This is a genomic window from Frankia sp. R43 (genome assembly GCF_001306465.1).
In the GTDB taxonomy this organism is placed as follows: domain Bacteria; phylum Actinomycetota; class Actinomycetes; order Frankiales; family Frankiaceae; genus Parafrankia; species Parafrankia irregularis.
The window spans coordinates 888,361-914,527 of sequence record NZ_LFCW01000002.1 but is presented as its reverse complement, the minus strand read 5'-3'; the positions used below and the strand labels follow the sequence as shown (position 1 = coordinate 914,527).

Sequence of the window (26,167 nt, the reverse complement as noted above, 5' to 3'; positions counted from 1 at the left end):
CGACCCGACACCCGCGCCTGCGCACCGGCCGGACGCCGCTCGGAACCACGACCACGACGTTTGACGCGGGGCGGGGGAACGCATGCCGACCGTCTTCGTCGCCGGGCCCAGCCGACTGCCCATCCCGGCTGCACCTTCTCCTGATATGCCCTTCCGATATGCCCCTCGCCCGGCCGCTGACGCGGCCGGGCGAGGGGCATCCGTGACCAGCGGAGTCCCGCTGTTGTCAGTCGTTCGACGGGCCGGAGGGGCCGGACGGGCCAGGCGAGCCGCCCTCGGCGCTGGATCCCGTGAGGACCCCCGCCTTCTCCGTGGCTGACACCGCCTCCGGTTCCGAGCCCGGCCGCGCACCGGCCTCCGCCGGATCGACGGCCATGCCCAGGTAGGCGGAGGCAAGACGGTCCGAGTCGACCGCACTGACCGGACCGCTCCACGAGATGTCACCGACGGTGAGGAAGGCGACCCGGTCGGCCAACGCCAGCGCGTCGCGGGTCTTCTCCTCGGCGATGAGCAGTGCGGTGCCCCGGCCCTGCAGTTCACGCAGCGCCGTGTAGATCTGGTCGATGACCAGCGGTGCCAGGCCCAGGGACGGTTCGTCGGCGATGAGCAGGCGCGGCGGCCGCACCAGCGCCGGCGCGAGGGTGAGCATCTGCTGCTCACCACCTGACATGGCGCCGGCGAGCTGGCGACGACGCTCACCGAGCACCGGGAAGGCGTCGTAGGCCGCGGTGCGCTCGTCCTCCTGACGCAGCCAGAGCATCAGGTTCTCCTCGACCGTGAGGTCGGGGAAGATGCCCCGGCCCTCGGGTGCGAGGTAGATGCTGTCCCGCTCACGACGCTGGGCAGGGGTCCGGGTCACGTCCGTTCCGGCGAGGATGACCGTGCCCGCGCTCGGGGCCAACAGGCCGCCGATGACGGCACACAGGCTGCTCTTGCCCGCGCCGTTGCCACCGAGCAGCGCGACCGCCTCGCCGGCGGCGACGGTGAGGTCGATGCCGTGCAGCACCTCGATCTCACCGTAGCCCGCGCGTACCCCCTGGACCTTCAGCAGCACCGGGCCTGCAGGCTCCGCGGCCGTGTCAGCGACCGCGGCCGCTGCCTCGGAGACGGCTGTGACCTTGGACGGAGCCGTCGTCTCGGACACCGCCACCAGGTCGGCGGTGCCCGCCGTGGCCCGCGCGCGCCGTCGTTTCCGGCTCGAGCGGCCGATGGCGGCCAGCGCTCCGTCCGGGTCGCGGGCCAGGCCGATCGCGCCGAGGCCGAACAGCACCTGCATGAAGTAGGACGAGGCCGGGACGGCCTCGAACGCCTGCGGTGCGAGCGCGCTGACCAGGCCGGCGAGAACAGCACCGGCCGGCCGGCGAATGCTGAAGGTGACGGTTGTGGCAAGCCAGACCAGGCCGAGCAGAACGTCGTAGTCGGTGTTGGTGACCCGTCCCCGGCTGGTCGCCAACATCACCCCGCCGAAGCCGGCGATCGCCGCCGAGATGACGAACACCAGCAGCTTCATCCGGTCGACGGCGATGCCGCTGGTACGGGCGCCGACCTCGGTGGAGCGCACCGCGAGCATCGCGCGCCCGGTGCTCGACGTACGCAGCGCGTGCACCAGCCAGAGCACCAGGCCGACGAGCACGAGCATGAGGACGACGAGCCACCGTGGGTTCTCCGTATCGACGATCCCCAGGTCGGGCGCCGGGAGGGCCCAGCCTGAGCTGCCGTTGGAGATGTCGTGGATCTGGAAGAGCAGGTTCTGCCCGATGTACGCCAGCGCCAGGGTTGCCAGGGCAAGCGGCAGACCACCGAGCCGGCGGGTCGGTAGCGCCACGATCAGCCCGGTGATCGCGGCCACCGCTGTCCCGGCGAGCAGTGCGAGGAGGAACGGGACGTCATGCCCGATCAGGATGCCGGCGGTGAACGCACCCGAGAGCACGAACGCCGCCTGGGCGAGGCTGACCATCCCGCCGACACCCGTGACGACCGTGAACGACATCAGCACGATCGCGGTCGCCAGCCCCTGGGCGAGCAGCCCCGCCCAGAAGTCCGTCGCACCGAACGCCGTGTAGGCCAGTAGTCCCGCGACCGCGGCGGCCCACAGCGCCCGCCGGGCCCACGGCGAGGCCTCGGTCGGATCGTCCGCCGGTGGCTTCTCCTCCAGCGTGGCCCCGGCACTGCGGCCGCGCTCGGCACCGAAATAGATCAGCAGGCCGAACAGGATGATGAACGGCACCGCGGTCGGGAAACCGGTGATGTCCAGGTCGACGTAGCCCGCGACCAGGTTCTGTGCCACTCCCAGGAGCAGACCGCCGCCCATCGCCATCGGAATCGAGGCGAACCGGGCCAGCACGACGGCCGGGATCGACACGAAGAGCATCGTGTTGAACGTGAAGCTGCCGAGCCCGAACATCGGCGCCAGCAGCACACCGACCAGGCCGGCGAGGCCGCAGGACAGGATCCAGGAGACCGCCGACGCCCGGTCCGGGTCGACACCGCGCAGTGCGGCGATCTTGGGCCGGCTCACCGAGGCGCGCATCTCGAGGCCGATCCGCGTGTGCCGCACCAACCACCACAGCAGCAGCGCGGCGAAGATCGCCGCGCCTAGCATGGCGAGCTGGTCGGTGTCGATGACCAGCCCGTCCCCGAAGGAGAAGTTCTCCTTCGGGCTCGGACCGAGACCGGGGATACGGAACACGTCCTCGATCGCCGGAAGGTCCCAGTGCGCCTTCTCCCGCAGCATCGCGGTGACCCACAAAGCGAACGCGGGCAGCGCGATCAGCAGACCGAGCGTTCCCACCATCCGGGCCGCGATCGACGCCTCCCGCAACGGGTTGAACAGCACCCGGTGCAGCAGCCAGCCGAGCAGTGGCGCGAACACTCCGACGCACAGGAGAGCCGCTGGCACCACCGGCATGTCCTGACCGGTGTTCAGCTGGAAGAAGAGATAGGCGGTCGCGAACGCGACCCCGCCCTGCCCGAAGTTGAAGACACCCGACGTCTGATAGGTGAGAGTGAGTCCTGACGCCAGAATCGCATATAAGGCACCGGAGACCAGGCCTGCGACCACCAGGCTGAGAAATTCGGTCATGCGTTCCTCTCCCAGTGAGCCTTTTCCATCGGACGTTTCGCGGTCAGCGATGCGGGTGCCTTCGCCAGCCGGTCAGCCGAGGTAGGCATCGCGGACTCTTTCATCACGCTGGATCTCGTCCGGGGTTCCTTCCGCGAGCACCGAGCCGAGGTTGAGCACGGAGATCCGGTCACAGATCCGCATCACGAAGCCGGCGTCGTGCTCGACCAGCAGGACCGCACAGCCCTCGCTTCGCAGTGACTCGATGAGATCACCGAAACGCGCGGACTCCGCGGCGTCCAGGCCCGAGGTGGGCTCGTCGAGCAGCAGCAGGGTCGGGCGGTCCACGATCGCCCGCGCCAGCTCGACGAGTCGCTGCTGCCCCAGTGGCAGCGAACCGGCGGTGACCCCGCGGACGGCTGTCAGGCCACACCACTCGAGGATCTCGGCGACCCGCTCCCGGCGTTCGCGTTCGTGCCGCCGCCGCGCCGGCCAGCCGCACAGATCGCCCAGGACGCCCCCGCCGCCACCACGCCATTCCAACGCTGCCAGCACGTTGTCCGCCACGGACAGCCAGCTGAAGACCTGGGCACGTTGGAAGGTCCGCCGCATGCCCATGCGCGCGCGTGCGGTCGAGGACCGGCCGGTCACGTCGGCGCCCGCGAACCGCACGAAGCCGCGGCTGGCCGGGGTGATCCCGGAGATGACGTCGAACAGCGTCGTCTTCCCCGCTCCGTTCGGCCCGATCAGGCCACGCACGGTTCCCGGTGCGACCTCCAGGTCGACGTCGGTGAGCGCATGTACGCCGCCGAATCGTTTGCTGACGCCGCCGAGCGTCAGAAGTGGGTCGTCCGCTGGGGCAGCGGGTGCCGCCGGGGTGGGCATGGGGCCTCCTGTGTCACGCACGAGGTGATCGATGTGTGGCGAGCCGTTAGCCAGGGCTCGAGCCATTGGCCAGGGCTCGAGCCGTTGGCCAGGGCTACTGACGGGACGCGTCAGGGTGGGCGGCCATGACATCCCGGGCGAGGTCGGTAGGGCGGGCTGCCCGGCACCGGCTCCAGGCCCGCTCGCCCTACATGTGACGACTCACACAGAAGCCTAGCTGATAGATATATATGTTTCTAGCCCAACCCTACCGGCGATCACCGAACGCCCGCACCGCCATCCCGCGCAGGCGTCGACACGATCCACGGAACCCGGAGGCCACGGGCTGGGCGACGCCCGGCGAACCGGGCGGCAGATCGACCACGGCGGAGCATTGACCCGCGAATGGGCTAGATATTTAAGTGCTGTGACGACGCGGGGTCAGGGCCGGAGGAGAATCTTCGCGCTCGCGGTGACGTTGGCGAGATCGTCGAAGGCCTCGTTCACCTCGCTGAGGCCCACCCACCGGGCGATCAGCGGCTCCGGGTCGATCCGCCCGCCGGCGAACGCGTCGACGACGGTGCGGAACTCCTCGGGGGTGTAGTAGACGGCGAAGCCGACCGAGACCTCCTTCATCAGGGCCGTGACCGACGCGAACGGGGTCGGCTCGATCGTCACACCTGCCATCACGATCCGGGCCCGCGGCCGCGCGGCGGTCACGCAGGCGTCGAGCAGCGATGCCCTGCCCGCGCACTCGGCGACGAAACTGTAGGTGCCGGCGGCGACCTCCTCGACGGAGCCGACGACCTCGGTCGCCCCGAAGGATGCCGCGGCTGACCGGCGGATGGCCACCGGGTCGACGGCGGTGATCCGCCGGGCGCCGTGTCGGCGCGCCCACGCGATCGTCGTGAGGCCCACCGTCCCGGCGCCGACGACGAGCACGTCGTCACCTTCGGTCAGGTGCCCCGTCCGGGCGATGTGCAGGCCGACCGCGAACGGCTCCACCAGCGCGCTGTACAAGGGATCGATCCCCGGTGCCAGCGGGATGGCGGCGGCCGCGGTGACCACCGCCAGCTGCGCGAAGCCGCCCCCACTGCCACCGAGCCCGACCAGGCGCACCCGCGGGCAGTGGATCACCCGGCCGGAGGCGCACCACTCGCATTTCCCACAGGAAAGCGCGGGCAGCACCGCGACCTGGGTGCCCTCCCGCCAACCCGCCGTGTCCGGGCCGATCCCGACGATCTCGCCGCCGAACTCGTGCCCCATGATCACCCCTGCGGGCATCGCCGCCCGCGCCTTGACGTCGGAGCCGCAGAACCCGCACGCGGTGACGCGGAGCAGGAGCTCGCCGGGGCCCGGGGACGGATCCGGGACCTCGGTGATCTCATACCGGCCCCCGGAAGCGATCACAGCCGCGCGCATGACACCTCGCTTGTTCCACGACCGGTCAACGGTCGCGTGAGATCGACGTCTTTCGTGGCCGCCGCAGGCAGCCGAGGAGCAGCTCAGGCGAGCGAATCCAGCCACGTGGTGAGAAGGGAGTTGAACTCGGCTGGGCGCTCCTGGTGCAGCCAGTGGCCGGCGCCCTCCCAGGTCACCACCCGGGACCGCGGGTCCGCGAAGATCGCCTGCTCGGCGGCGGCCCGCGTCGGGTCGGCGTAGAAGGTCAGCACCGGGCAGGTCCGCCTGCGCAGGTAGGGCGCGCTGTGCGAGTGCAGCGCCATCCCGGTCGCCTGGGCCTCCAGCGCCTGGCGCAGCACGTGGTCGGCCATGCCGGCGATGCGGCGAACCTGCCAGGTGCGCAGGGCCGGGTCCCGGGCCGGGGAATCCATGCCCCCCACCAGCTGCTGGACCAGGGGCACCGGGTCGGACACCGCGAGCAGGTCGAGCAGCGGCCGGATGCCGCCGGCGATCTCGTCCGGGAGCAGGTAGGCGGGGTCGACGCCGACCATGGCGGCCACCCGGTCGGGGTGTTCGACCGCCAGGCTGCCGGCGATGCTGCCACCCATCGAATGACCGACGGCGACGACCCGTTCCACCTCGAGCTGGTCGAGCAGCCCGGCGAGGTCGGCGGCGAACTGCGTGGTCGTGTAGCCGTCGGGAGGCGCGCTGGAGCGGCCGTGACCGCGCAGGTCGACGGCGATCACCCGCCGGCGGGCGGCCAGGTACGGCAGCTGCCAGCTCCAGTCATGCGAATCGGAGGTGTAGCCGTGGACGAGCAGCAGCGGCAGGTCGCCGGTGCCCTCGTCGGTGAAGAACAGTCGGACGTCACCGACCTGCGCGAACGCCACCGGAAGCCCCTAGGAGATCTTGAAGCCGGAGTAGCCCGAGGCGACGACCTGATCACACTGTTTGTGGAACTCCGGAACGCCGGCGACGTAGGTCGTGTACATCCGCTTCTTGCCCGGGACGTTGGCGCCGTTGTACCAGGAGTCGCACTTCGGGTGGAGCAGCACGCTGCCCGCCACCAGCGCCTGCACCCCGTCGATCCACTCGCTCTGTGCCTCGGGAAGCGTCTCGATCGTCTGGTGGCCACCGCCGCGCAGGTGGGCCACGCAGTCCGCTATCCACCTGATCTGGTACTCCATGGTCGCGAGATAGTTCGACGCCGCGGACGGGCTGCCCGGCCCCTGGATGAGGAAGAGGTTGGGGAAGCCGGCGACGCCCAAGCCCAGGTAGGCGACGGGGCCCTCGTCCCGCCAGACGTCGCCCAGGACCACGCCATCCCGGCCACGGACGTCGATGCGCGTCAGCGCGCCCGTAAGCGCGTCGAAGCCGGTGGCGAAGAGGATCACGTCGACCTCGTGATGGCCCTGCCCGGTGCGGATGCCGGTGGGGGTGATCTCCTCGATCGCGCCCTGGCGCAGGTCCACCAGCGTGACGTTGTCCCGGTTGAACGTCTCGTAGTAGCCGACGTCGATGATCGGCCGCTTGCAGCCGAACGGATAGGCCGGGGTCAGGCCGGCGGCCGTCCGCGGATCCCGCACGATCAGCGCGACCGCCTCGCCGTACAGCGCGGTCGCCAGCTCCCCCGCCTCGGGGTCGGACAGCACGTCGCTCCAGTACAGCGCTCCCCGGACGCCGTTCTCCTCGATCGCGCGCAGCTGCTCCTCGCGCGTCGCCGTCTTCAGCGGCGGGAAACCGCCCATGTTCATGAACACGGAGAAGGCGCTCGTGCGGGCCGCGCCCACGTGGGCGACCAGCTGGGCGGCCCGGATGTCGTCGTAGTTCGCCTTGAGCTCGTCGAGTTCGCCCGGCTCGTAGGGGCGGGCCGGCGAGGGCAGCGTGTAGGCTGCGGACCGCTGCAGGACGTAGAGGTGTTCCGCCTGCTCGGCGACCACCGGGATGATCTGGACACCGGTGGAGCCGGTACCGATCACCGCCACCCGCCTGCCGGCGAGGTCGAAGCCCTCGCGCGGGTACCGGCTGCTGAACAGGACCGTGCCGCCGAAGGTGTCGAGGCCGGGTATGCCCGGGTCGAGCGGCGCGGAGAGGATGCCGGTGGCGGCGACGACGAACGGCGCGGTGAAGCGCTCCCCCGCCTCGGTCCGCACCGTCCACGTCGAGTCGGCCTCGTCGAAGGACATCTCGACGACCCGGGTGTCGAACTGGATGTCGCGGCGCAGGTCGAGCCGGTCCGCGACGAAGTTCAGGTAGGCCTCGATCTCCGGCTGGCCCGGGAGCACCTCGGACCAGTTCCACTCCTGCTGGAGCTCCGGGGAGAAGCTGTACGAGTACTCGATGCTCTCGATGTCGCAGCGCGCGCCGGGGTAACGGTTGAACAACCAGGTCCCGCCGACGCTGTCGGCGGCCTCCAGCACCCGTACCCGCAGCCCGTCCGCGCGCAACCTGTGCAGGGCGTACAGGCCGGCGAACCCCGCACCCACCACGATCGCGTCATAGTGCCGGTCAGCGGCGCCCGTCGGCCGGGTGCTACCTGCGCGTGTTCCGTTCCCGTCGCTCACGGCCACGCCCCCACGAATCGCTGGTGTAAGTCAGACCCCCGCATAGCTCTAAATATTTCGCCCGCAGGGGGTGTCGTCAAGGGAGCGGCCGGCGCCGACCGGGCGCCGCGCCGACACCGGCCGCTCCCAGCTCACCAGGCCCCGAGGGTCAGAGGGCCTCGATGACCATCGCGGCACCCATGCCGCCGCCGGCACACATCGACACCACGCCGAGCGCGTTCCCCCGGCGGCGAAGCTCGGCGACCATGGTGACCACCATCCGCGCGCCGGTGGCGGCGATCGGATGGCCCAGGCTCGCGCCGCTGCCGTTGATGTTCACGATCTCCGGCGCGATCCCGAGCTTGCGGATCGTGGCCACCGGGACCGAGCAGAACGCCTCGTTGACCTCGAAGAGGTCGATGTCGGCGAGCGTCAGTCCCGCGCGGTCCAGCGCCTTCGGGATCGCGAGGGAGGGGCCGAGGCCGGTCAGCGCCGGGGCGACCCCGACCGAGGCCCACGACCGGATCCGGGCCAGCGGGCGCAGCCCGTGGGCCTCGGCGTACTCGCTGCTGGCCACCGTGACGGCGGCGGCCGCGTCGTTGAGGCCGGCAGCGTTCCCGGCGGTGACCGTCGGGTTCGGCAGTTCGGGGTGCAGCAGCCGCAGCTGGGCCAGCCCCTCCACCGTGGTTCCGCGGCGGGGGAACTCGTCGGTGTCGAACAGCCGGGTCGAGCCGTCCGGCTGGGGCACCGGCACCGGCACGATCTGCTCGGTGAAGTACCCGCCGTCGATCGAGGCGATCGCCTGCGCGTGGCTGTACACGGCCCACTCGTCCACGTCGAGACGGGTCAGCCCCAGCTCGCGGGCGGTGTTCTCACCGACCGTGATCGACATGTCGAAGGCCGGAGCCTGCGGGCTCTCCGGGTGTGACGCCGACACCCAGGTAACCGGCTGACCGTCCGCGCCCTTGCGGGTGGTCGTCATCGCGCTGTTGCTCAGGCTCTCCGTCCCGCCGGCGATGACGACCTTGTCCATGCCGGCACGGACGCTGCCCGCGGCGATCGCGACCGCGCTCAGCCCGCCGGCACAGTGCTGGTTGGTGGCCACCCCGGCGATGTCGTCGAGGCCGAGCCGTACCGCGACGTTGCGGGCGATGACCCCGCCGCCCTGGTAGGCCTCGGCGAGCACCAGGCTGTCGACGTCCCGGGCCGGCACGCCGCTGCGATCGAGCACCGCGGGCACGACGATCTCCGCGAGGTCGAAGGCGTCCAGGCTTACCAGAGATCCCTTGCGGGCTCGTCCGATCGGGGTGCGGGCGGTCGAGATGATGACTGCTTCGGTCACGATGGACCCCTCCGGGAGGTTGGCTGTGCCCGGGGACGCCGGACACCTACGGCGGATGGCGCGCTGAACGTGGACGGCCGGGCACCAGGCCTGGAGCGGCCCGTCAGGCGCGAACTGATCGCTCACCCGGGCACTCGCCGCACCGCGGACCGGCGCCCGGTGCGCGGACTCACACACCCAGCCCGGTAATACATCTACATCTAACAACGCCAGACAGGCCCGACGCATCGGGAAACGGCCGCCCTCAGGCCCGCCGCAAGCAGCCACCGTAGTAGCGACTGGGACGTCCGCGCCGGCGCAGCGTCCACCATCGACCTCGGATACATCTCGATGTTTTCGCCCGGATGAGGTACAACCCACCGAGGGATGGTCCGTCGACCTGCGGTTCCGCGGCCGGGACGGACAGGGACCCACGTGTGAAGGGCGGTTCTCCCACGATGACCCGACATTTTCTGGCCGGCTCCGGCATCGCGCCGGTCTATCGCGACGATCCGCGACTGGCTCCCCTCGTCGGGCCCGGTGGACCGTTCGAGGTCGAGGACGTGGAGCTCCACGGCATCCCACTGCGCGACTTCGTCCGCGGGCCGCGCACCGTCAACGACATCTTCCTGATGGGCGCCGCCCACCAGGCCCTGATCCACACGGTTTATCAGGGCGAGCGGCAGACCTTCGCCCAGACCGGGCTGCAGGCGCGGGCGGTGGCGGCTCAGCTGCGTTCCGTGCACGGTGTGCGCCCCGGCGACCGGGTCGGCATCGCCATGCGCAACCTGCCGGAGTACGTGACGTCGTTCTGGGGAGCCCTGCTCGTCGGCGCCATCGTCACGCCGCTGAACGCGTGGTGGACCACACCGGAACTCGACTACGCGTTACGGGACGCCGCGGTGTCGGTGCTGTTCGCGGACGGGGAGCGCCTGAGCCGGGTGCGCGCGGCCGGCAGGCCCGACGGCCTCACGCTCGTCGGCGTGCGTTCCGACCTGGGTGACGTCCCGTTCGCCGAGCTCACGGCCGCGGAGCCGATCGACGACGGATCCATCGCCCGGCTGGACCGCGACGACCCGGTGACCCTGCTGTTCACCTCCGGCACCACCGGACGCCCCAAGGGCGCGGTCAGCACGAACCGGGCGATGACCGCCAACATCTGGAACATGGCCTTCGCGAACCTGCGTGAAGGCATCGTCGCCGGCCGGGCGCCGCGCGAGAACCGCCAGCCCGCGACGCTCTCGACCGGCCCGATGTTCCACATCGGCGGCGTCACCACCATCATCTCCAGCCCGCTCGGCGGCGCCAAGATCGTGATGATGCACCGGTGGGACGTCGAGGAGGCCCTGCGCCTCGCCGCCGCGGAGCAGGTGACCGCGCTCGGCGGTGTCCCGGCCGTCGCACGGCAGATGCTCGAACACCCGCGGACCCGCTCGCTCGCCGAGCACGTCCGCGGCTTCTCGATCGGCGGTGCCGCCGTCCCCCCCGACCTCGTCGCGCGTGCCGTCGAGGTGCTCGGTCCCGACGTCCAGGTCTTCAACGGCTACGGTCTCACCGAGACGACATCCGCCGTGGTGACCAACGTCGGCGTCGAGTTTCAGGCTCGTCCGGACTGCGTCGGCCGGCCGAACCTCACCGCGGACGTGCGGGTCCTCGACGCGGACGGCGAACCGCTTCCGGCCGGCGGGACCGGCGAGGTCTGCTTCCGCTCCCCACAGGTGGCCAGGGGCTACTGGAACGACGAGGCCGCGACCGCGACGTCGTTCCAGGACGGCTGGTTCCGCTCGGGTGACGTCGGCTTCCTCGACGACGAGGGCTTCCTGCACGTCGTCGACCGGCTGAAGGACGTGGTGATCCGGGGCGGCGAGAACGTCTACTGCACCGAGGTCGAGGCAGTCCTGCACGAGCATCCGGGCGTGGCCGAGGTGACCGTCGTCGGGCTGGACGAGCCGATGATGGGCGAGCGGGTCTGCGCGGTGGTCGTACCGCGGCCCGGCGCCGCGCCCGGCCTCCATGATCTGCGGGCCTTCGCGACCGGCCGGCTGGCCGCCTTCAAGTGCCCCGAGGCGCTGTACATCATCGCCGAGCTACCGAAGACCGCCACCGGCAAGGTGGCCAAGAACGACGTCCGTGCGCTGATCACGGACGACACCGACAGGATCGTCCGTGGCTGGTGACCCGCGCCGAGCGCCGCTGACCACCAGACCAGGCCGGTCCGAGACCCCACAACCACGTGTGCCGGCGAAGCCGGCGCCTCTGGAGGGCGCAACCGTGTCCGAGCACCGCCTGTTGATTGACGGAAAGCTTGTCGAGGCCGAGGGCGGCCGGGTGTTCGACAACATCAACCCGGCCACGGAGGAGGTGCTGGGGGTCACCGCGGACGCCTCGCGCGCCGACATGGAACGGGCCGTCGGCGCGGCCCGCGCCGCGTTCGACCAGACCGAGTGGTCGCGTGACCCCGAGGCTCGCAAGCGGGGCCTGCTGCAGTTGCAGGCCGCGATCGAGGCCGAGGTCGAGGAGCTGCGCGCGGAGCTTGTCGCCGAGGTGGGCTGCCCGGTCATCACCACCTACGGCCCGCAGCTCGACGCGCCCCTGCGGGAGGCGCTGCGCTGGCCCGCCGAGCAGATCGAGTCGTTCCCATGGACGCGCTCGCTGCCGGACCACGACGCGTTCGGCATGGGCTTCCCGTCGGCCCGCGAGGTCTGGAAGGAGCCCGTCGGCGTCGTCGGGGTGATCGTGCCCTGGAACTTCCCCCTCGAGATCGCGCTGAACAAGCTCGGCCCCATCCTCGCGATGGGCAACACCTGCGTGCTCAAGCCCGCCCCGGACACGCCCTGGAACACCACCCGGCTGGGCCGCCTGATCGCGGAGAAGACCGACATCCCGCCGGGCGTCGTGAACATCGTCGCCTCCTCCGACCACCTGGTCGGCGAGGTGCTCTCGACCTCGCCGGACGTCGACATGGTCGCCTTCACCGGCTCGACGGCGACCGGGCGACGGGTCATGCAGGCCGCGGCCGCCACGGTGAAGCCGACGTTCCTCGAGCTCGGCGGCAAGTCGGTGAACCTCGTCCTGGAAGACGCCGACCTGACGAAGGCGATTCCCACCGCCGCCATGGTCTGCATGCATGCCGGGCAGGGCTGCGCCATGCCGACCCGGCTGCTCGTCCCGAACTCCCGCTACGACGAGGCGATCGAGCTCGCCAAGGTCGCGTTCGAGGGCGTGAAGTACGGAGACCCGACCGACCCGTCGGTGCTCCAGGGCCCGCAGGTCTCACGCCGCCAGCAGGAGCGGGTCCTCGGCTACCTCGACTCCGGCCGCCAGCAGGGCGCCCGCGTCGTCCTGGGCGGCGGGGTACCGAAGGACCTCGACCGTGGCTACTTCGTCGAGCCGACCCTGTTCGCCGACGTCACACCCGACATGACCATCGCCCAGGAGGAGATCTTCGGCCCGGTCCTCGTCGTCATCGGCTTCGACGATGACGACGACGCCGTCCGCATCGCCAACAACTCCGTCTACGGCCTGTCCGGAATGATCACCTCTGGTGACCTGGACCGGGCCAAGGCCGTCGCCCGGCGGATCCGCACCGGAACCCTCGGCATCAACGGCGGCATGTGGTACGGGGCGGACGCCCCCTTCGGCGGCTACAAGCAGTCCGGCATCGGGCGGCAATGCGGCCTCGAAGGCCTGGAGATCTTCACCGAGACCAAGACCGTAGGGTGGCCGGCAGCCGTGTGACCGGAACGGCGCAACGCCGCGCTTCGGGGATCGGCGGATCCCCGAAGCGCGGCGGCGGTGCGCGGCCTCCCTGGTGGAACTCGGCGTTCACCCGCGCGAACGCCGGCACCGACGCCGCGGCGAACGGATCGCCATGCCCGATCAGGGTGCTCGCCGGTTCACCGTGTCGCCTCGGGGGGCAGCAGGCGGCGGGCGACCTTCCCGGTCAGCAGGCGCGGCAGCTCGGGGAGGAACACCACCGAACGCGGCGCCTTGTAACGGGCGATGCGCTCCCGGACGAACTCGATGAGCTCCTCCTCGAGCGCGGCCGAGTCGGCTGGCGGGGTCACCGGCTGGACGACAGCACGCACCGACTCCCCCATCTCCGCGTCCGGAACGCCGATCACGACGACGTCCGCGACGGACGGATGCAGGATCAGCGCATCCTCGATCTCACGCGGATAGATGTTCACCCCGCCCGAGATAATCATGTTTGACGCACGATCGGTCAGGTAGAGATAACCCTCCTCGTCAACCCAGCCGATCTCGCCGAACGTACCCCAGCCCTTCTCATTGAACGCGCCGGCCGTCTTCTCCGGATCGCCGTGATAGGCGAAGCCGTTCGGCGACTCGAAGTACACCCTGCCTTCGGAGCGCGGTGGCAGCTCGTTGCCGTCCTCCCCGACGATGTGCACCGGCCCGAGCATCGACTTCCCGACCGATCCCGGGTGCGCAAGCCATTCCTCCGGCCCGATCACGCAGAACCCGATGCCCTCGCTGCCGGAGTAGTACTCGTGGACCACCGGCCCAAGCCACTCCAGAACAGCCCGCTTCACCTCCGGCGGGCACGGCGCGGCCGCGTGCACGAGGGTACGCAGGCTGGACAGGTCGAACCGGGCCCGATCCGCCTCAGGCAGCTTCAACAACCGCACCAGATGGGTCGGCACCACCTGAGCCAACGTCACCCGATGGCGTTCGATCAGCCCGAGGAACTCACCCGCGTCGAACCGTTCGACCGCGACGACCGTACCGCCGATCCGATGGATCGCCGTCGCCCAGCCCAGTGGAGCGGCATGGTAGAAGGGCGCCGGGCTGAGATAGACGGTCGACTCGTCGCCGCCGAAAAGGAACCGGACCATGGCGGTGAAACCGGTGGGTTCGCCGAGGGGGCCGCCGACGGTCGCCGGCGTGATCCCCTTGGGCCGCCCGGTGGTACCCGACGAGTAGAACATCCAGTTGCCCTCGCACTCGTCACCGATCGGCGACGTGGGATGGGCCGCAACGGTCTCCTCGTAAGGGACGAACCCGTCGATGGGCCCGCCGACGGCGAGCCGCACCTTCAGCGCGGGCGCGTCGATGGCGGCCGCGATGTCCGCCCGCGGCGCCGACGCGACCAACGCCGTCGCACCACAGTCCGCCACGATGTACTCGGCCTCGGCGGCGGACAGATGCCAGTTGATCGGCGTGACGAGCAACCCGGAACGCAGCCCCGCCCACACGACCTCGAAGTACTCCGACCGGTTCTCCATCAGCACAGCCAGATGGCTACCGACCTCGAGACCGAGCGACCTCAACGCATGCGCCAGCTGGTTGGAACGCGCCTCGAGCTCGGCGTACGAAACGGTCCGGTCCCCGATGACCACCGCCGGGCGGTCAGGCGCCGTTCCCGCGAACCGTTTCGGATGCTCCATGTCCATGCGGACTCCCTCGCGTTCCGGTACCGCCTCACGGGACCCTAAGCAATAGATATAGATATATCAACATCGCTTCCACTGTGCACCTGCTCCGCGAGCTGATCGGGATACCGTGCGAACAACGCAACGCACCGCCACGGGCGTCTTCCGCGACGCGCCAACGGGCCGCAGTCGGGCCACACCCACCGACAGAGGCCGGCCCCCACCAGACACTCCCGTCCTGCGCCAGCCGACGCCCGTGGCGCGGAAGGAACGGCGACGGCGGGCCCGTCACACGGACCCGCCGTCACTTTGAGCCTTCCCCTGCACCGCCGTAACGCGGCGACGCGGCGACGCGGCGACGCATTAATGCGGCATCGCGGTACCGATCCGCAGGCGGACCCGACGGTCCTTCAGAGAATCAGCACCGTGCCCCCTGCCCGACCAGGTGGCGGGTCCGTGATGGATCCCGCCACCCAGGGGTCAGAGGATGTTCCCGAGACGGGGTGCCGACCCGAGACTAAAGGCCCAGGAGATCTCCGACCTGCTCCCAGACATAGCCGTGGCCCGGCATCGCGATGAAGGGAATGACCTCGGCGTAGGCCTGCCCGGTCACAGCCTGGCCGTTGATCGTCCCGGACACGGTCGTGGTGCCCTCCCAGTACGACCCCACCGTGACGATGTCGCTGTAGACCTCCTGGTCAGGGAATTGTGACGTCACGGTCAGCGTGCCGCCCGGAACAGTGACATTCCAGTTCTGGGGATACACGATGCCGGTGTGCGGACTGGTCCAGCTGCCGAGCGCCGTCTCACTGAGCTGGCTCGCCGGCAGGTTCACGGTGCTGCCGTCGGGGTTGATGAGCGTCCCGACCGTCTGGACGTAGTTGTGGTTCTCGTCGCGGATGAAGTAGAGCATGTACTGGGTGTTGTTGGACAGCTGGATGCTGAACCACTCCCAGCCACCCTTGCCGGGGTTCCAGTTGCCCCACTGGTGGTCCATCCAGGCCTTCCCGGTGACGTTCACGAGCAGGCCGTGGTCGAAGAGCTTCCCGGAGACGTCGAGATTCGTCTGCGAGTAGTAGGCCGACTCGCCGAACGGGCCGTAGGGGATCACGCCCGAGGGTCCCCCGTGCAGCGCGGCCGGCGTGCTCTGCTTCAGCGTCAGCCCGCTGTACACATAGCTGAGGTCAGGGAAGCCTCCCCAGATGTGATTGACTCCGTTCTTTCCGTCCATGTGCACGCCACCGACGTCGAAGCTGAATCCGCCGCCGGCCGGGGTCTGGTCATTCTGGATGCTGTAGATGTCCCGGTTCTGCTTGAAGGTACCCCTGGTCAGGTCCGTGACCGACATGTTCACGTTGTAGATGACCCCGGTCGGCGCGGTGTCGAGCCCGTCGTTACGGACGACCATTGTCTCGAAGCCGTACGAGTGGCTCTTGCCGAAGACATCCTTGCCGGTGAGGTGGCCGGTGAAGTACCACCACTCCATCCCCGCGTCCGGGTGGGCGGACTCGTCCGCCGGCAGCACCACCGGGGGCGTCGCCGCCGAGGCCACCGGCATGTGCACCGCGACCAGCGCCAGGCCGGCTGCTGCACCTAACACGACCGATGCGAGCCTCCGGAACCGCGGCCGGACCCGGAAGCCCTTGGTCGACGTCATAACGTCGCTCCTTTCGTAAATTGCGGTCGCGCGGCGAAGCAGGCGCTTCGCCGGCCGTCGGCGGCCTGTCCCATGCCGCCGAGGTCCATAAAATCGGCGACCGCTGCCCGTGCAGACGGAAACGCCGAGGTGAAATACTCCCGGGAGACCCAGGGGCTGGTTTCGCCGGCCCGGCAGAAAATTCGATTCATCGCTGACTGACAGCGGCGCTGTTCACAGGATCTCGACAACGACCGCCGGCCGGGAAAACGCGTTCGAGAGGTTACGCGACCCGCTTCGTCGCCGCTCGTCGGTGGATTTCATGTCGTACATCGTCCCTGCGTCCAGAATACGGACTGGCGGAGGATCTCGAACAGGAAACCGCACTCGAGGCAACCGCGACGATCGCCTGGGCCTGTTGGTCGTGGGTGAACCGTGAGTCCGGACGGCCGCCGCCGACATACGACGATCATCCGACGAGTGAACCTAGCCGAAACATCCAGAAATTTCAAGACGGCAGTCGAGCCGGTCCCAACCGGGCGCCGGTCCGCCGGCGACTCCTGTCAGCGCTTCGCGGCGGCCGGCCGTTGTGTCAGCTGGCCGTCGTCTCGGGGGCGCCACGAAGCTGGTCGGCCAGCCACACGGTGACCTTCGCCCGGGAGTGGAAGCCGAGCTTGCTGAGGACCTGGTGGACATGTGACTCCGCGGTCCGCGGAGCGATCATCAGCTCCATCGCGATCTCCCTGTTGGTCCGTCCCAGGGCCAGCAGGCCGGCAACCTCCCGTTCGCGGCGGGTCAGCCCCGCGGCGGACAGTGGGCCCCCCTCGGCGATCCCGCCCGCGACACCAGGCGGGGCGCCTTCCTCATGCTGGCCGCGGCCGCGAGAACAGGCCTGCTCCGGCGTCAGCTCGGCACCGCGAACCCGCGCGGCCTCGAACGGGCCGTCACCGAGCAACCGGCGGCAGTCCGTCTCACAGTCACGGCGAAAGCGGAACAGACCGGGGAAGGCCGCGGTGGACGTCCCCATCCGCGACCACAGTCGGTCCGCCGCGCCGAGCAGGACGGCGGCGTTCACCTGCCGGCCGCGGCCTGCCTCGATCCAGGCGATGGTCTCCAGGCACAGCGCGAGGCTCAGCTGGTCGGAGCGGCTGGCCGCGAACGACAGCGCGTCCCGGGCACTCGACAGCGCGGCTTCCACATCGCCGGAGCGCCAGACGGCGAGCGCATAGGGCCAGGCCGTGTACAGGCGCAGTGCCGGCTCGCGCCGGGACCTGGCCAGCGCGCCGCACTCCGCGTGGTAACGCCCCGCCTCCACGGGGGCGGGGCTGAGCGCCGCGGCCACGGTGAGCAGGGCGAGGGTCTCCAGCTGGCGGTCGACGTCACCGACCCGGCGAAACCGCTCCAGTGCGAGTTCGAGGTGTTCCGTCGCCACCGGCTGCCCGGTGTAGAGCGCGTCCATTCCGTCCAGCTGGGTGATCAGAGCGGCGGCCGAGGCGTCATCGCTGCTGGCGGCCAGCTGTGCTCCCTGGCGCAGGATCGCCGCCGACGCGACGGTGTCGCCCTGTAAGGTCGCCAGCCAGCCTGCGGCATGTACGGTCTGGAGCCGATCCAGCACGGTTCCGTCGTCGGCGCGCAGGAACCGCGCGAGCCAGGTCCGCCCCTCGTCGAACCGACCGTCGGCCACCCAGTAGTGCTGCAGTGACCGCGCCATGGCGCGCCCCTGCGCGTGGTCGTGCGCGTCGATGCTGTAGGCCATCGCCCGCTGGAGGTTGGCGTGGTCACGGCGCAGGCGGTGCAGCCACTGCCGCCGGTCGGTGCCGAGCAGCCCGGCCTCCGCCCGCGTCGCGAGGTCAAGGAACCAGTCGCGGTGCGCCCGGCGCATCGTGGTGTCCTCGCCGCTGTCCCGCAGCTTCTCGTAGCCGTACTGGCGCAGCATCTCCAGGAGCCGGAAACGCGCCTTCCCGGAGCCCGGCTCGGGCATCAGGATCGACTTGTCCACCAGCGAGAGGATCAGGTCGACCACCGGCTCAGACAGCCCCGGTCCCTGGCAGACTCCCTGCACCGCATCGAGCTCGAAGCCACCGGCGAACACCGACAGCCGCGCCCACAGGCGCTGTTCGGCACTGGTGCAGAGGTCGAAGCTCCAGTCGATGCAGCCTCGCAGGGTGCGCCGCCGCTCCGGCATCCGGCGACCGTCGTGGCGCAGGACCTCGCTGCCCTCGTGGAGCAGCCGCAGGACCTCGGCTGGCGACAGCGCCCGCAGCCTGACCGCCGCCAGCTCGATCGCGAGCGGGATCCCGTCGACCAGACGGCAGATGTCTCCGATCGCGTCGCGGTCGTCCTGGGTGAGATCGAAGCCTGGCCACACCGCGCGCGCCCGGTCCAGGAAGAGGGCGGCGGCGTCGCCGCCGGACTCACCGCGCTCGGAGATACTGGACCGCTCGGGCACCGAGAACGGCGTGACCAGGTACGTGCACTCGCTCTCGACACGCAGCGATTCGCGGCTCGTCGCGAGAACACGCAGTCGCGGGCACGCCCGCAGCAGCCTGTCGACCAGGTCTGCGCAGGCGTCCGCCAGATGCTCGCAGTTGTCGAGAACGAGCAGCAACCGCCGCTCGTTCAGGTGCCGCACCAGCGTGCTCAGAACGGTCCGATCCGCCGGCGCCGAGCAGCCGAGCGTCGCCGCGAGCTGATGCGCGAGCAGGTCCGGGTCACGCAACTGCGCCAGTTCGACGAACCACACCCCGTCGGGAAACTCACCGCGGACTTCCGTCGCGGTACGCAGGGCCAGCCGCGTCTTGCCCACACCGCCCACGCCCACGAGCGTCACCAGCCGAAACCGCCCGAGCCGCTGCCGTAGGTCGGCGCGCTCCTGCCGCCGGCCGACGAAGCTGGTCACCTCCGTGGGCAGGACGGCACCGGGCGGCCGCGGTGACCCGGGCACGGACGCGGTCATGACCAAACTTTTCTGGGCGCGGAACCGGACGTCAAGGTCAGACATCTCCGTAGTCCGTCTACGTAGTTCCACTGTGGACGGGGCCAGGAAAACCGCCCATCCTTTTGCCGTGGCCGGGTCCGACATCCCGGCCGCTCCACGCGACTCCGGACACCCAGGTCCCGGTACTCCGACGCGTCGCGCACCGAAACCGAGAGGAGGGCCGACCCTGCCACGGACCGGGACAAAGCCCGGTCCTGCCAGAGATGCTCGTTGACCCGGTCGGGAATGAACGTCGCCCCGATGGCCTCGTTGCCGGCGTGGGCGAGCCACCTTCCTCGACCGTGAGGAGGTGGAATCAGCCTTCGATGTGGTTCAGGGCCGGATGTGTTTCAGGGCCTGAGCCGCATTTCAGGGCCTGAGCTGGTGGGCGCCCCGGACGAACGGCAGCCCGGTGAGGTTGACGATGCCGGGCGGCGCCGCGCAGACCTGCGGGATGGCGTTGACGGCGGGCAGCGCCGTGGTCACGGTGCCGTCGAGGTGGTCGCCCTGGGGCTCGAGACGGACCCGGACACCGGGATCGCCGTCAAGCTCGATGATGTAGCCGTGGGTGACGGGCCATTTCGGGGTCATGTCCGCGCCGAGCTTCCACACGAAAGAGCACTCGATGAGGGATCGGCCGTCCCGGTCACCGGACACGGTGCCCCTGAAGCCGGCGATGTGCCCCTTGCGGACGGTCATGAACCCGAAGTCGGTGTCCTCGTTGGCGGTGGCGAACTCCACCCGGAAGCCGACCCTGTCGATCCGGACGCCGAGTTCCTTCGCGAGCACCGGGATCTGGTCCTTGAACGATCCGCAGGACGCCTCACAGGCCAGCGCGGCCGCGGGATCCTCGGGGAGCAGGTCGAAGCCCTGGGCGCGGAACATCTGTTCGTTGGCGTAGCCGACGATGTCGAGTGACTCCAGAATCGAGACCCGTTCGATGCGGCTGCACATCGCGCTGGCGGCCAGCGCCACATTCGGCGCATGCCCCGGATAGATGCCGGAGGCGTAGAGCGACGAGCCACCGCGCAGGCAGGCGTCCCGCAGCCGGTGGGTGGCCTCCTGCCCGTAGCCGAATCCCGCCATCATGTACATCGTCGAGACCACGTTGACGCCGGATTCGAGGATCCGTTCCAGGTGGTCGAAGTTCGGCCGGTAGGCCATGTACGAGACGCAGTCGGGCTCCAGCGCGAGGAGCGCCTCGACGTCATCGGTCGCCAGCACGCCGATCGGGTCGAGGCCGCACAGCTCCCCGACGTCCCGGCCGACCTTGTCCGGTGCGTGGGCGTAGCAGCCGACCAGGTCGAGTACGGGGTGGCCGACCATGCCGCGGACCGCGGCACGCCCGGTCTTACCGGTCGTCCACTGGACCACGCGCAGCCGCCGGCTCATCGGGCGATCCGGTCCGGGCGGCGGGTCGAGGTCTCCTGCAGCGCGCGCCAGATCCCGGTCGCATCCGCTCCCGCCACAACCGCCCACGGCCCGTACCTGCCGGCGAAGGCCTCGTTGACCGGGCCGCCGTCCGCCGTGCCATCGCGCCCCGGGCCGTGCCCGGACAACACAGTCATCGCGTTCCTCCCGACGTCCACCGCGGCCGGGAGGATCCGCACAGCCGCACCATCCGGGTCCACCTGCGACGAGGGCCTCGGCGCCGCCAGCGCCCGATACACCGCGGAACCCGCAGCGTCACCTGGGGAGTGACCCCCGCCAGCGAGGTCAGAGTTTTATCTATATATTTCAACGTCAAGCGAAGCCGGTGGTCAAGCCCAGCCCGACGCCGCCGGGCATCAGCGTGGACATCGTCAGGATCATGCCTGTGGAACCACGATCATGGTTCTGGAACCGCGGAGTCGCCGGCCTGTCAGGACAGCCGGCCCGGGTTCGCGGGCAGGCCGCGCACCGACGGCGGCCGGATCCCGCGATAGGCCTCGACCACCGGAGCGACCTCGTCCGGCGAGACGCCGTGCAGGATCACACCGGTGGCCCCCAGCTCGAACTGGCGGGCCACGGCCGCAGCGCACTGCTCGGCCGTCCCCGTCGCGCTCGCCGCCAGCCATTCCGCCGGGATCAGCGTGGCGAGATGCTCCAGCTGCCGCTCGTCGGCCTTCGCGTCGAACGCACCCTGGAAGCCCTGGACGAACTCGTCGGCCCGGAACCGGGCGAGCACCGCCGGATCCCAGTCGTTGACCCGCACCAGGATGTCGCCGTAGCCCAGCAGGTAGGTGGCCAGCCGCCCGACGGTGCGCCGCAGCATCTGGTCCGGTGGGATGTGATCACCGACGACGGCCAGCACCGACCAGACCCGGACGCTGTCCGGGTCCCGTCCCGCCGCCTTCGCTCCCCGGCGCACCGCCTCCACGGACTCCGTCAGCGCGACGTCCGAGAAGAAGGTGTGCAGCACGACGCCGTCCAGGCAGCGCCCGGCGAGCTCCAGGCTGCGCGGTCCGAGCGCGGCGAGCATGAGCGGGATGTCCTCGTCGAAGTCCGGGTCCTGCTGCAGGTACGGGTACTTCCCGGCCGGGCCGTCGTGGCCGAGGATCATCTCTCCTCGCCACAGCCGGCGCATGAGCCCGGCGAAGTCCTCGATCTGCGCGCTGGTCACCGGGCTGAGCCCGACCGCGGACCAGAACCGGTCGAAGCCCCGGCCCAGCCCGAGCGCGAACCGCCCACCGGTGAGGCGGTGCATTGTCGTCGCGAAGGTCGCGGTGACCAGCGGATGGCGGGTGTGGTGGTTGGTCGCCGCCGTGGCGATCCCGAGCGTCTCGGTGAGGGCGCCGGCCGCGCCCGACAGCACCGCCGCGTCCTTCGTCGAGAACCGCTCGGAGACGAACGTGGCGCCAAGTCCCAGCCGCTCGCCGGCCAGGACCTCCGTGACCAGGTCACGGGGCGTGCCGGAATGCCCGGGCAGGGTGTAGAAGCCAAGCTCCGTGAGCTGGTCGGTCGTCATGGGCGATCTCCCTCACAGCGGCCCGGCCCGCGGCGGCCCGGCGCACGCCGTAGCCGACAGGCCGGAGGACCTCAATACATCTAGATATCTCAACCTCCCCTGGGGTATAACCCGAAGAGGGCACTGTGGGCAAGACCCGTGGCCCTCCGGTCCGCGAAAGCGCCACTTCCCTCTACGCACCCAGGATGTCCAGGATGACCACCAGCAAGGATCTCGGCTTTCCGGTCTTCGACGCGGATCACCACCTGTACGAGACGGAGGACGCCTTCACCCGGCACCTGCCGGCGCGGCACAAGGACCTGTTCCGCTTCGTCGAGCTCGGCGGCCGCAAGAAGCTGGTCGTGCGCAACACCCTCACCGAGTTCATCCCCAACCCGACCTTCGAGGTCGTCGCCGCCCCCGGCGCCCACATGGCGTTCTACTCGGGCAACAACCCCGAGGGCAGGACCCTGCGCGAACTCAGTGGCAAGCCCATCCGACCGCTTCCCGCGTTCCGCGAGCCGGCCGCACGCCTCGCCCAGCTCGACGAGCAGGGCGTCGCGGCCTGCCTGCTTTTCCCGACGCTGGCCAGCCTCGTCGAGGAACGGCTGCGCGACGACCCGGCGCTCACCCAGATCGCGATCCGGGCCTTCAACGACTGGCTGTACGACGACTGGACGTACAGCTACGCCGACCGGATCCTCACCACCCCGATCATCTCCCCCTGCGACGTCGAGGGTGGCATCGCCGAGCTCGAACGTGTCCTGGAGCGCGGCGCCCGCGCGATCCTGGTCCGTCCGGCACCGGTCGCCGGCCTGCGTGGCCTGCGCTCACCGTTCCTGCCGGAGTTCGACCCCTTCTGGGCCCGGGTCCAGGAAGCCGGCGTGCTGGTCGCCCTGCACGCCTCCGACAGCGGCTACCAGGACTACCTCAACACCTGGGAAGGCAACACCGGCGAGTACGTCGCCTTCAGGCCCAAGACCTTCGCCTACGTCGCCGACGGCGGCCGCACCATCCAGGACACCCTCGCCTCCGCCATCTGCCACGGGATGCTCGACCGCTTCCCCGGTGTCCGCCTCATCAGCGTCGAGAACGGCGGCAGCTGGGTGGGGCTGCTGGCCAGAAACCTCGAGCTCGCCTGGAAGAAGATGCCGCGGGAGTTCCCCACCCACCCCATCGAGGTCCTGCGGCGCAACATCTGGATCAATCCGTTCTGGGAGGACTCCCTCGACGGCCTCATCAGCCTCATGGGCGCCGACCGGGTCTGCTTCGGCTCCGACTACCCCCACCCCGAAGGCCTCGCCGAACCCCTCTCGTTCGCCGACGAGCTCGGGGACCGGACCCCGGCCGAGATCGAGAAGATCATGTCCGCCAACATGTTCGACCTGCTCGGGCTCAAGCGCCCGGCACCGGCCACAGCTCAGGCCTGACATCCCGGCGGCGTGACGCGACACAGCCCGGCGGCGTGACACAGCCGTCGCCGCCCCCGCTCCCGGGCGGTGGCGGCGACGGTCTCCGGCTTCAGGGCCGGCGGGGCCTCTGCTCGCCGCTGCGACCCTGACTTTCGTCGACGTCCATGTTGATTTCCTCGTGGCGCAACTGCTCCTCTATCTGCCGTTCCTCGGTTACCCGCTCGGTGGTCAGCCGTACACGTTCGACCGGCACGGTCTCCTTCTGGATGACGGGCCGCTCCGCGTGCAGCGTCACCTCCTGGTCCTGTTCGGTCAGCTCGGGCCTGGTGCGTATCGCGGCCCGGTCGGCATCCGTGATGGTCTCGCGTTCGAGCCGCACCTCCTCGTGGCTGAACGGAACGGACTTGCGAACGTTCTCGGTCACCACGTACTTGTGCAGCCGAGCCCGACCGGTCTCGACGGTCTCGGTGCTGATCCGGAGGCGCTCCTCCGAGCGGGTCATCTCACCTTCGGCACCACGGACCGGTGCGCCGCGTTCCCGCTCGTCGGGCGCCCTGCCCTGGGCGGCGCCGGCCCGCTGGTCTGTCGCCGACGTCGCCTGCCGGGAGGCTCGCTGCTCCGTGTCCATGCCTCGCTGCCCAGCGGTCCGCTCATCCGCCGCCATGGCTCGCCGGCCCGTCGCGCTCTCGTCCGCCTCCACGGTTCGCTGGTCGGCCCGTTCACTGCCCGCGAGGGTTCCGCCCATAGTGCCGGCCGCGGCACCGGCCGCCGTTCCAGCGGCGGAACCCCGGACTGTCCTGCCGGTGCCGAAGCCGTAGTAGGCGTTGATCTCCTCCTGTTTGCGCGGCGAGATGTCCTCACCGGAATCGATCCTCGGCGCGTCCTTCACCTGCTCCCTGGTCAGGGGCACGGCGAGCTTGTCCCCCTGGACGGAGGCCTTGTCCAGCGGCACGACCGTCGTCTTCGTCCCGAACAGCCCGGTGTGCACGGCGGCATAGGCGGGGCGCTCGGTGTTGGACGGCTCGACGTAGAGAGTCGAGATCGTCCCGATCTTCTCCCCGTCGCGGCCGACGACGGTACGGCCCGGCCAGCGGTCGAATTCGGTGAGCGCAGGCATGCGATCCCCTTCTCCTGATTAGTCCGGTCACTGATGTTCGTTTTCCCGCCGGGGCTCCTCTAATACGTCCGCCGGCAAGATAGTCGGCCACGGACAACAGCACGCGAAACGGATTTTCGGGGGTCGGGTGCACCAAAACTATTAAGCGCCGAGGCGCCACTCGGGGCGGCGAGCCTGCTGCCGCTCGTAGTTGGCCCGCCGCCACTCAGGGCCGGCCGGCCGCCACTCGATGTTGACAGCAGTCCTCACCGATAGTTTGAATCACTGTTCAAACTTCGACCGCGAAATGCGGCCATGTCAGGAGGTGTCCGAGTGAGCGACTCGAGCCCGGTGTACTGGGATCCGTTCGACCGTGAGATCGCGCGCGACCCGTACCCGGTCTACCGGCGGCTGCGGGCCGAGGCCCCGCTCTGGTACAACGACCGCCACGACTTCTGGGTCCTCAGCCGCTGGGACGACGTCAACGGCGGGCTGGTCGACTGGGCCACCTACTCCTCCGCCAAAGGGCCGATCCTCGAGGTCATCAAGGCCGACATCGAGATCCCGCCGGGCACGTTACTCATGGAGGACCCGCCCATCCACGACATCTACCGGCGGCTGCTCGCGCGGGTGTTCACGCCGCGGCGGGTGCTCTCGCTGGAGCCCGAGATCCGGGAGTACTGCGTCCGCTGCCTCGACCGGCTCGATGGCGCCGACCGGTTCGACCTGATGACCGAGTATGCCAACGAGGTGCCCATGCGGGTCATCGGCATGCTCCTCGGCATCCCCGAAGCCGACCAGCTGGCCGTCCGCGAGCGCGCCGACGCCAAGCTGCGCACCGAGCCCGGCCAGCAGATGAAGGTGTCGGCCGACGCGCTCATGGACACCGACATCTTCGCCGACTACATCGACTGGCGCGCCGAGCATCCCTCCGACGACCTGATGACCGAGCTCCTGCGCGCCGAGTTCGTCGACGAGAAGGGCGTCACCCGCACCCTCACCCGCGAGGAGATCCTGACCTACGTCACCGTCCTGGCCGGGGCCGGAAACGAGACCACCGCCCGCCTGATCGGCTGGCTCGCCGCCCTGCTCGACCGCCACCCCGACCACCGCGCCGACCTCGTCGCCAACCGGGACCTGATCCCGAACACCATCGAGGAGACGCTGCGCTTCGAGCCCACCGGGCACGCCATCGCCCGCTACGTCACACGGGACGTCGAGCTGCACGGCCAGACCGTCCCGGCAGGCAGCGCGATGATGCTGCTCGTCGCCTCCGCCAACCGCGACGAGCGGCGGTGGAACGACGGCGAACGCTACGACATCCGCCGCCGGATCGACCAGCACATCACCTTCGGGCTCGGGACCCACTACTGCCTGGGCGCCGCCCTGGCGAGACTCGAGGGCCGTATCGCCCTCGACGAGCTCCTCAACCGCTTCCCGGTATGGGACGTCGACTGGGACAACACCGCGTTGTCCTCCACCTCGACCATGCGCGGCTGGGAATCGCTCCCGCTCTCGGTCGGCCGTTAGGCAGGCG

Annotated in this window: 17 protein-coding genes; 4 read left to right on the top strand and 13 right to left on the bottom strand. The window is 70.1% G+C overall.

The features are described from left to right. Nucleotides 1-226: 226 nt before the first annotated feature. The 6 genes from ACG83_RS11845 to ACG83_RS11820 form a co-directional block, all read right to left on the bottom strand. Entirely contained in the window at nt 227-3,082 is a 2,856-nt protein-coding gene (locus tag ACG83_RS11845) for an ATP-binding cassette domain-containing protein (protein WP_083473152.1), read from the bottom strand. A 72-nt stretch (nt 3,083-3,154) separates the two neighbouring features. Next, the gene (locus tag ACG83_RS11840; protein ID WP_054566168.1) at nt 3,155-3,946 is read right to left on the bottom strand and encodes an ABC transporter ATP-binding protein; all 792 of its coding nucleotides are present in this window, start codon (nt 3,944-3,946) and stop codon (nt 3,155-3,157) included. Nucleotides 3,947-4,366: 420 nt separating this feature from the next. Then, nucleotides 4,367-5,347: a zinc-binding dehydrogenase gene (locus ACG83_RS11835; RefSeq protein ID WP_054566167.1), complete on the bottom strand. Its 981-nt coding sequence runs from the start codon at nt 5,345-5,347 to the stop codon at nt 4,367-4,369. A gap of 83 nt (nt 5,348-5,430) precedes the next feature. Then, nucleotides 5,431-6,216, bottom strand: coding sequence for an alpha/beta fold hydrolase (locus tag ACG83_RS11830; protein WP_054566166.1), 786 nt, complete (start codon nt 6,214-6,216; stop codon nt 5,431-5,433). A 9-nt stretch (nt 6,217-6,225) separates the two neighbouring features. After that, nucleotides 6,226-7,890: an NAD(P)/FAD-dependent oxidoreductase gene (locus ACG83_RS11825; protein WP_083473227.1), complete on the bottom strand. Its 1,665-nt coding sequence runs from the start codon at nt 7,888-7,890 to the stop codon at nt 6,226-6,228. Nucleotides 7,891-8,038: 148 nt separating this feature from the next. Next, nucleotides 8,039-9,211, bottom strand: a complete 1,173-nt coding sequence (locus ACG83_RS11820; RefSeq protein ID WP_054566165.1) for a thiolase family protein — start codon at nt 9,209-9,211, stop codon at nt 8,039-8,041. Between the two features lie 437 nt (nt 9,212-9,648). Here ACG83_RS11820 and ACG83_RS11815 point away from each other — a divergent pair, with 437 nt between their 5' ends. Beyond that, a complete protein-coding gene (locus ACG83_RS11815; RefSeq protein ID WP_054566164.1) occupies nt 9,649-11,367 on the top strand; it encodes a class I adenylate-forming enzyme family protein in 1,719 nt (572 codons plus the stop codon). A gap of 94 nt (nt 11,368-11,461) precedes the next feature. Next, nucleotides 11,462-12,928, top strand: a complete 1,467-nt coding sequence (locus tag ACG83_RS11810; RefSeq protein WP_200931304.1) for an aldehyde dehydrogenase family protein — start codon at nt 11,462-11,464, stop codon at nt 12,926-12,928. 158 nt (nt 12,929-13,086) lie between these two features. Here the strand turns inward: ACG83_RS11810 and ACG83_RS11805 are convergent, their stop codons facing one another. The 6 genes from ACG83_RS11805 to ACG83_RS11780 all read right to left on the bottom strand — a co-directional run bounded on the left by ACG83_RS11805 (nt 13,087) and on the right by ACG83_RS11780 (nt 22,143). After that, a complete protein-coding gene (locus tag ACG83_RS11805) occupies nt 13,087-14,598 on the bottom strand; it encodes an acyl-CoA synthetase (protein ID WP_083473226.1) in 1,512 nt (503 codons plus the stop codon). 502 nt (nt 14,599-15,100) lie between these two features. Continuing rightward, nucleotides 15,101-16,240, bottom strand: a complete 1,140-nt coding sequence (locus tag ACG83_RS11800) for a lipocalin family protein (RefSeq protein ID WP_054566162.1) — start codon at nt 16,238-16,240, stop codon at nt 15,101-15,103. A 571-nt stretch (nt 16,241-16,811) separates the two neighbouring features. Beyond that, entirely contained in the window at nt 16,812-19,220 is a 2,409-nt protein-coding gene (locus ACG83_RS11795; protein WP_235497831.1) for a LuxR C-terminal-related transcriptional regulator, read from the bottom strand. A gap of 345 nt (nt 19,221-19,565) precedes the next feature. Continuing rightward, nucleotides 19,566-20,588: a dihydrodipicolinate reductase gene (locus ACG83_RS11790; RefSeq protein ID WP_054566160.1), complete on the bottom strand. Its 1,023-nt coding sequence runs from the start codon at nt 20,586-20,588 to the stop codon at nt 19,566-19,568. After that, a complete protein-coding gene (locus ACG83_RS44080; protein WP_152991348.1) occupies nt 20,585-20,764 on the bottom strand; it encodes a hypothetical protein in 180 nt (59 codons plus the stop codon). Before ACG83_RS44080 ends, ACG83_RS11790 begins: the two co-directional genes overlap by 4 nt. A 293-nt stretch (nt 20,765-21,057) precedes the next feature. After that, nucleotides 21,058-22,143 (bottom strand): TIGR03857 family LLM class F420-dependent oxidoreductase, encoded by a 1,086-nt coding sequence (locus ACG83_RS11780; protein WP_054566158.1) that lies wholly within the window; start codon nt 22,141-22,143, stop codon nt 21,058-21,060. Nucleotides 22,144-22,337: 194 nt separating this feature from the next. Between ACG83_RS11780 and ACG83_RS11775 the strand changes: the two genes are divergently transcribed. Then, nucleotides 22,338-23,552: an amidohydrolase family protein gene (locus ACG83_RS11775; protein WP_054566157.1), complete on the top strand. Its 1,215-nt coding sequence runs from the start codon at nt 22,338-22,340 to the stop codon at nt 23,550-23,552. Nucleotides 23,553-23,643: 91 nt separating this feature from the next. On the opposite strand, the gene ACG83_RS11770 is transcribed toward ACG83_RS11775, so the two are convergent. Next, nucleotides 23,644-24,651, bottom strand: coding sequence for a DUF2382 domain-containing protein (locus ACG83_RS11770; protein WP_054566156.1), 1,008 nt, complete (start codon nt 24,649-24,651; stop codon nt 23,644-23,646). Between the two features lie 312 nt (nt 24,652-24,963). Between ACG83_RS11770 and ACG83_RS11765 the strand changes: the two genes are divergently transcribed. Further along, nucleotides 24,964-26,160 carry a cytochrome P450 gene (locus ACG83_RS11765; RefSeq protein WP_054566155.1) on the top strand — a complete coding sequence of 399 codons (1,197 nt, stop codon included), beginning with the start codon at nt 24,964-24,966 and terminating at the stop codon, nt 26,158-26,160. The last annotated feature ends 7 nt before the right edge of the window (nt 26,161-26,167 follow it).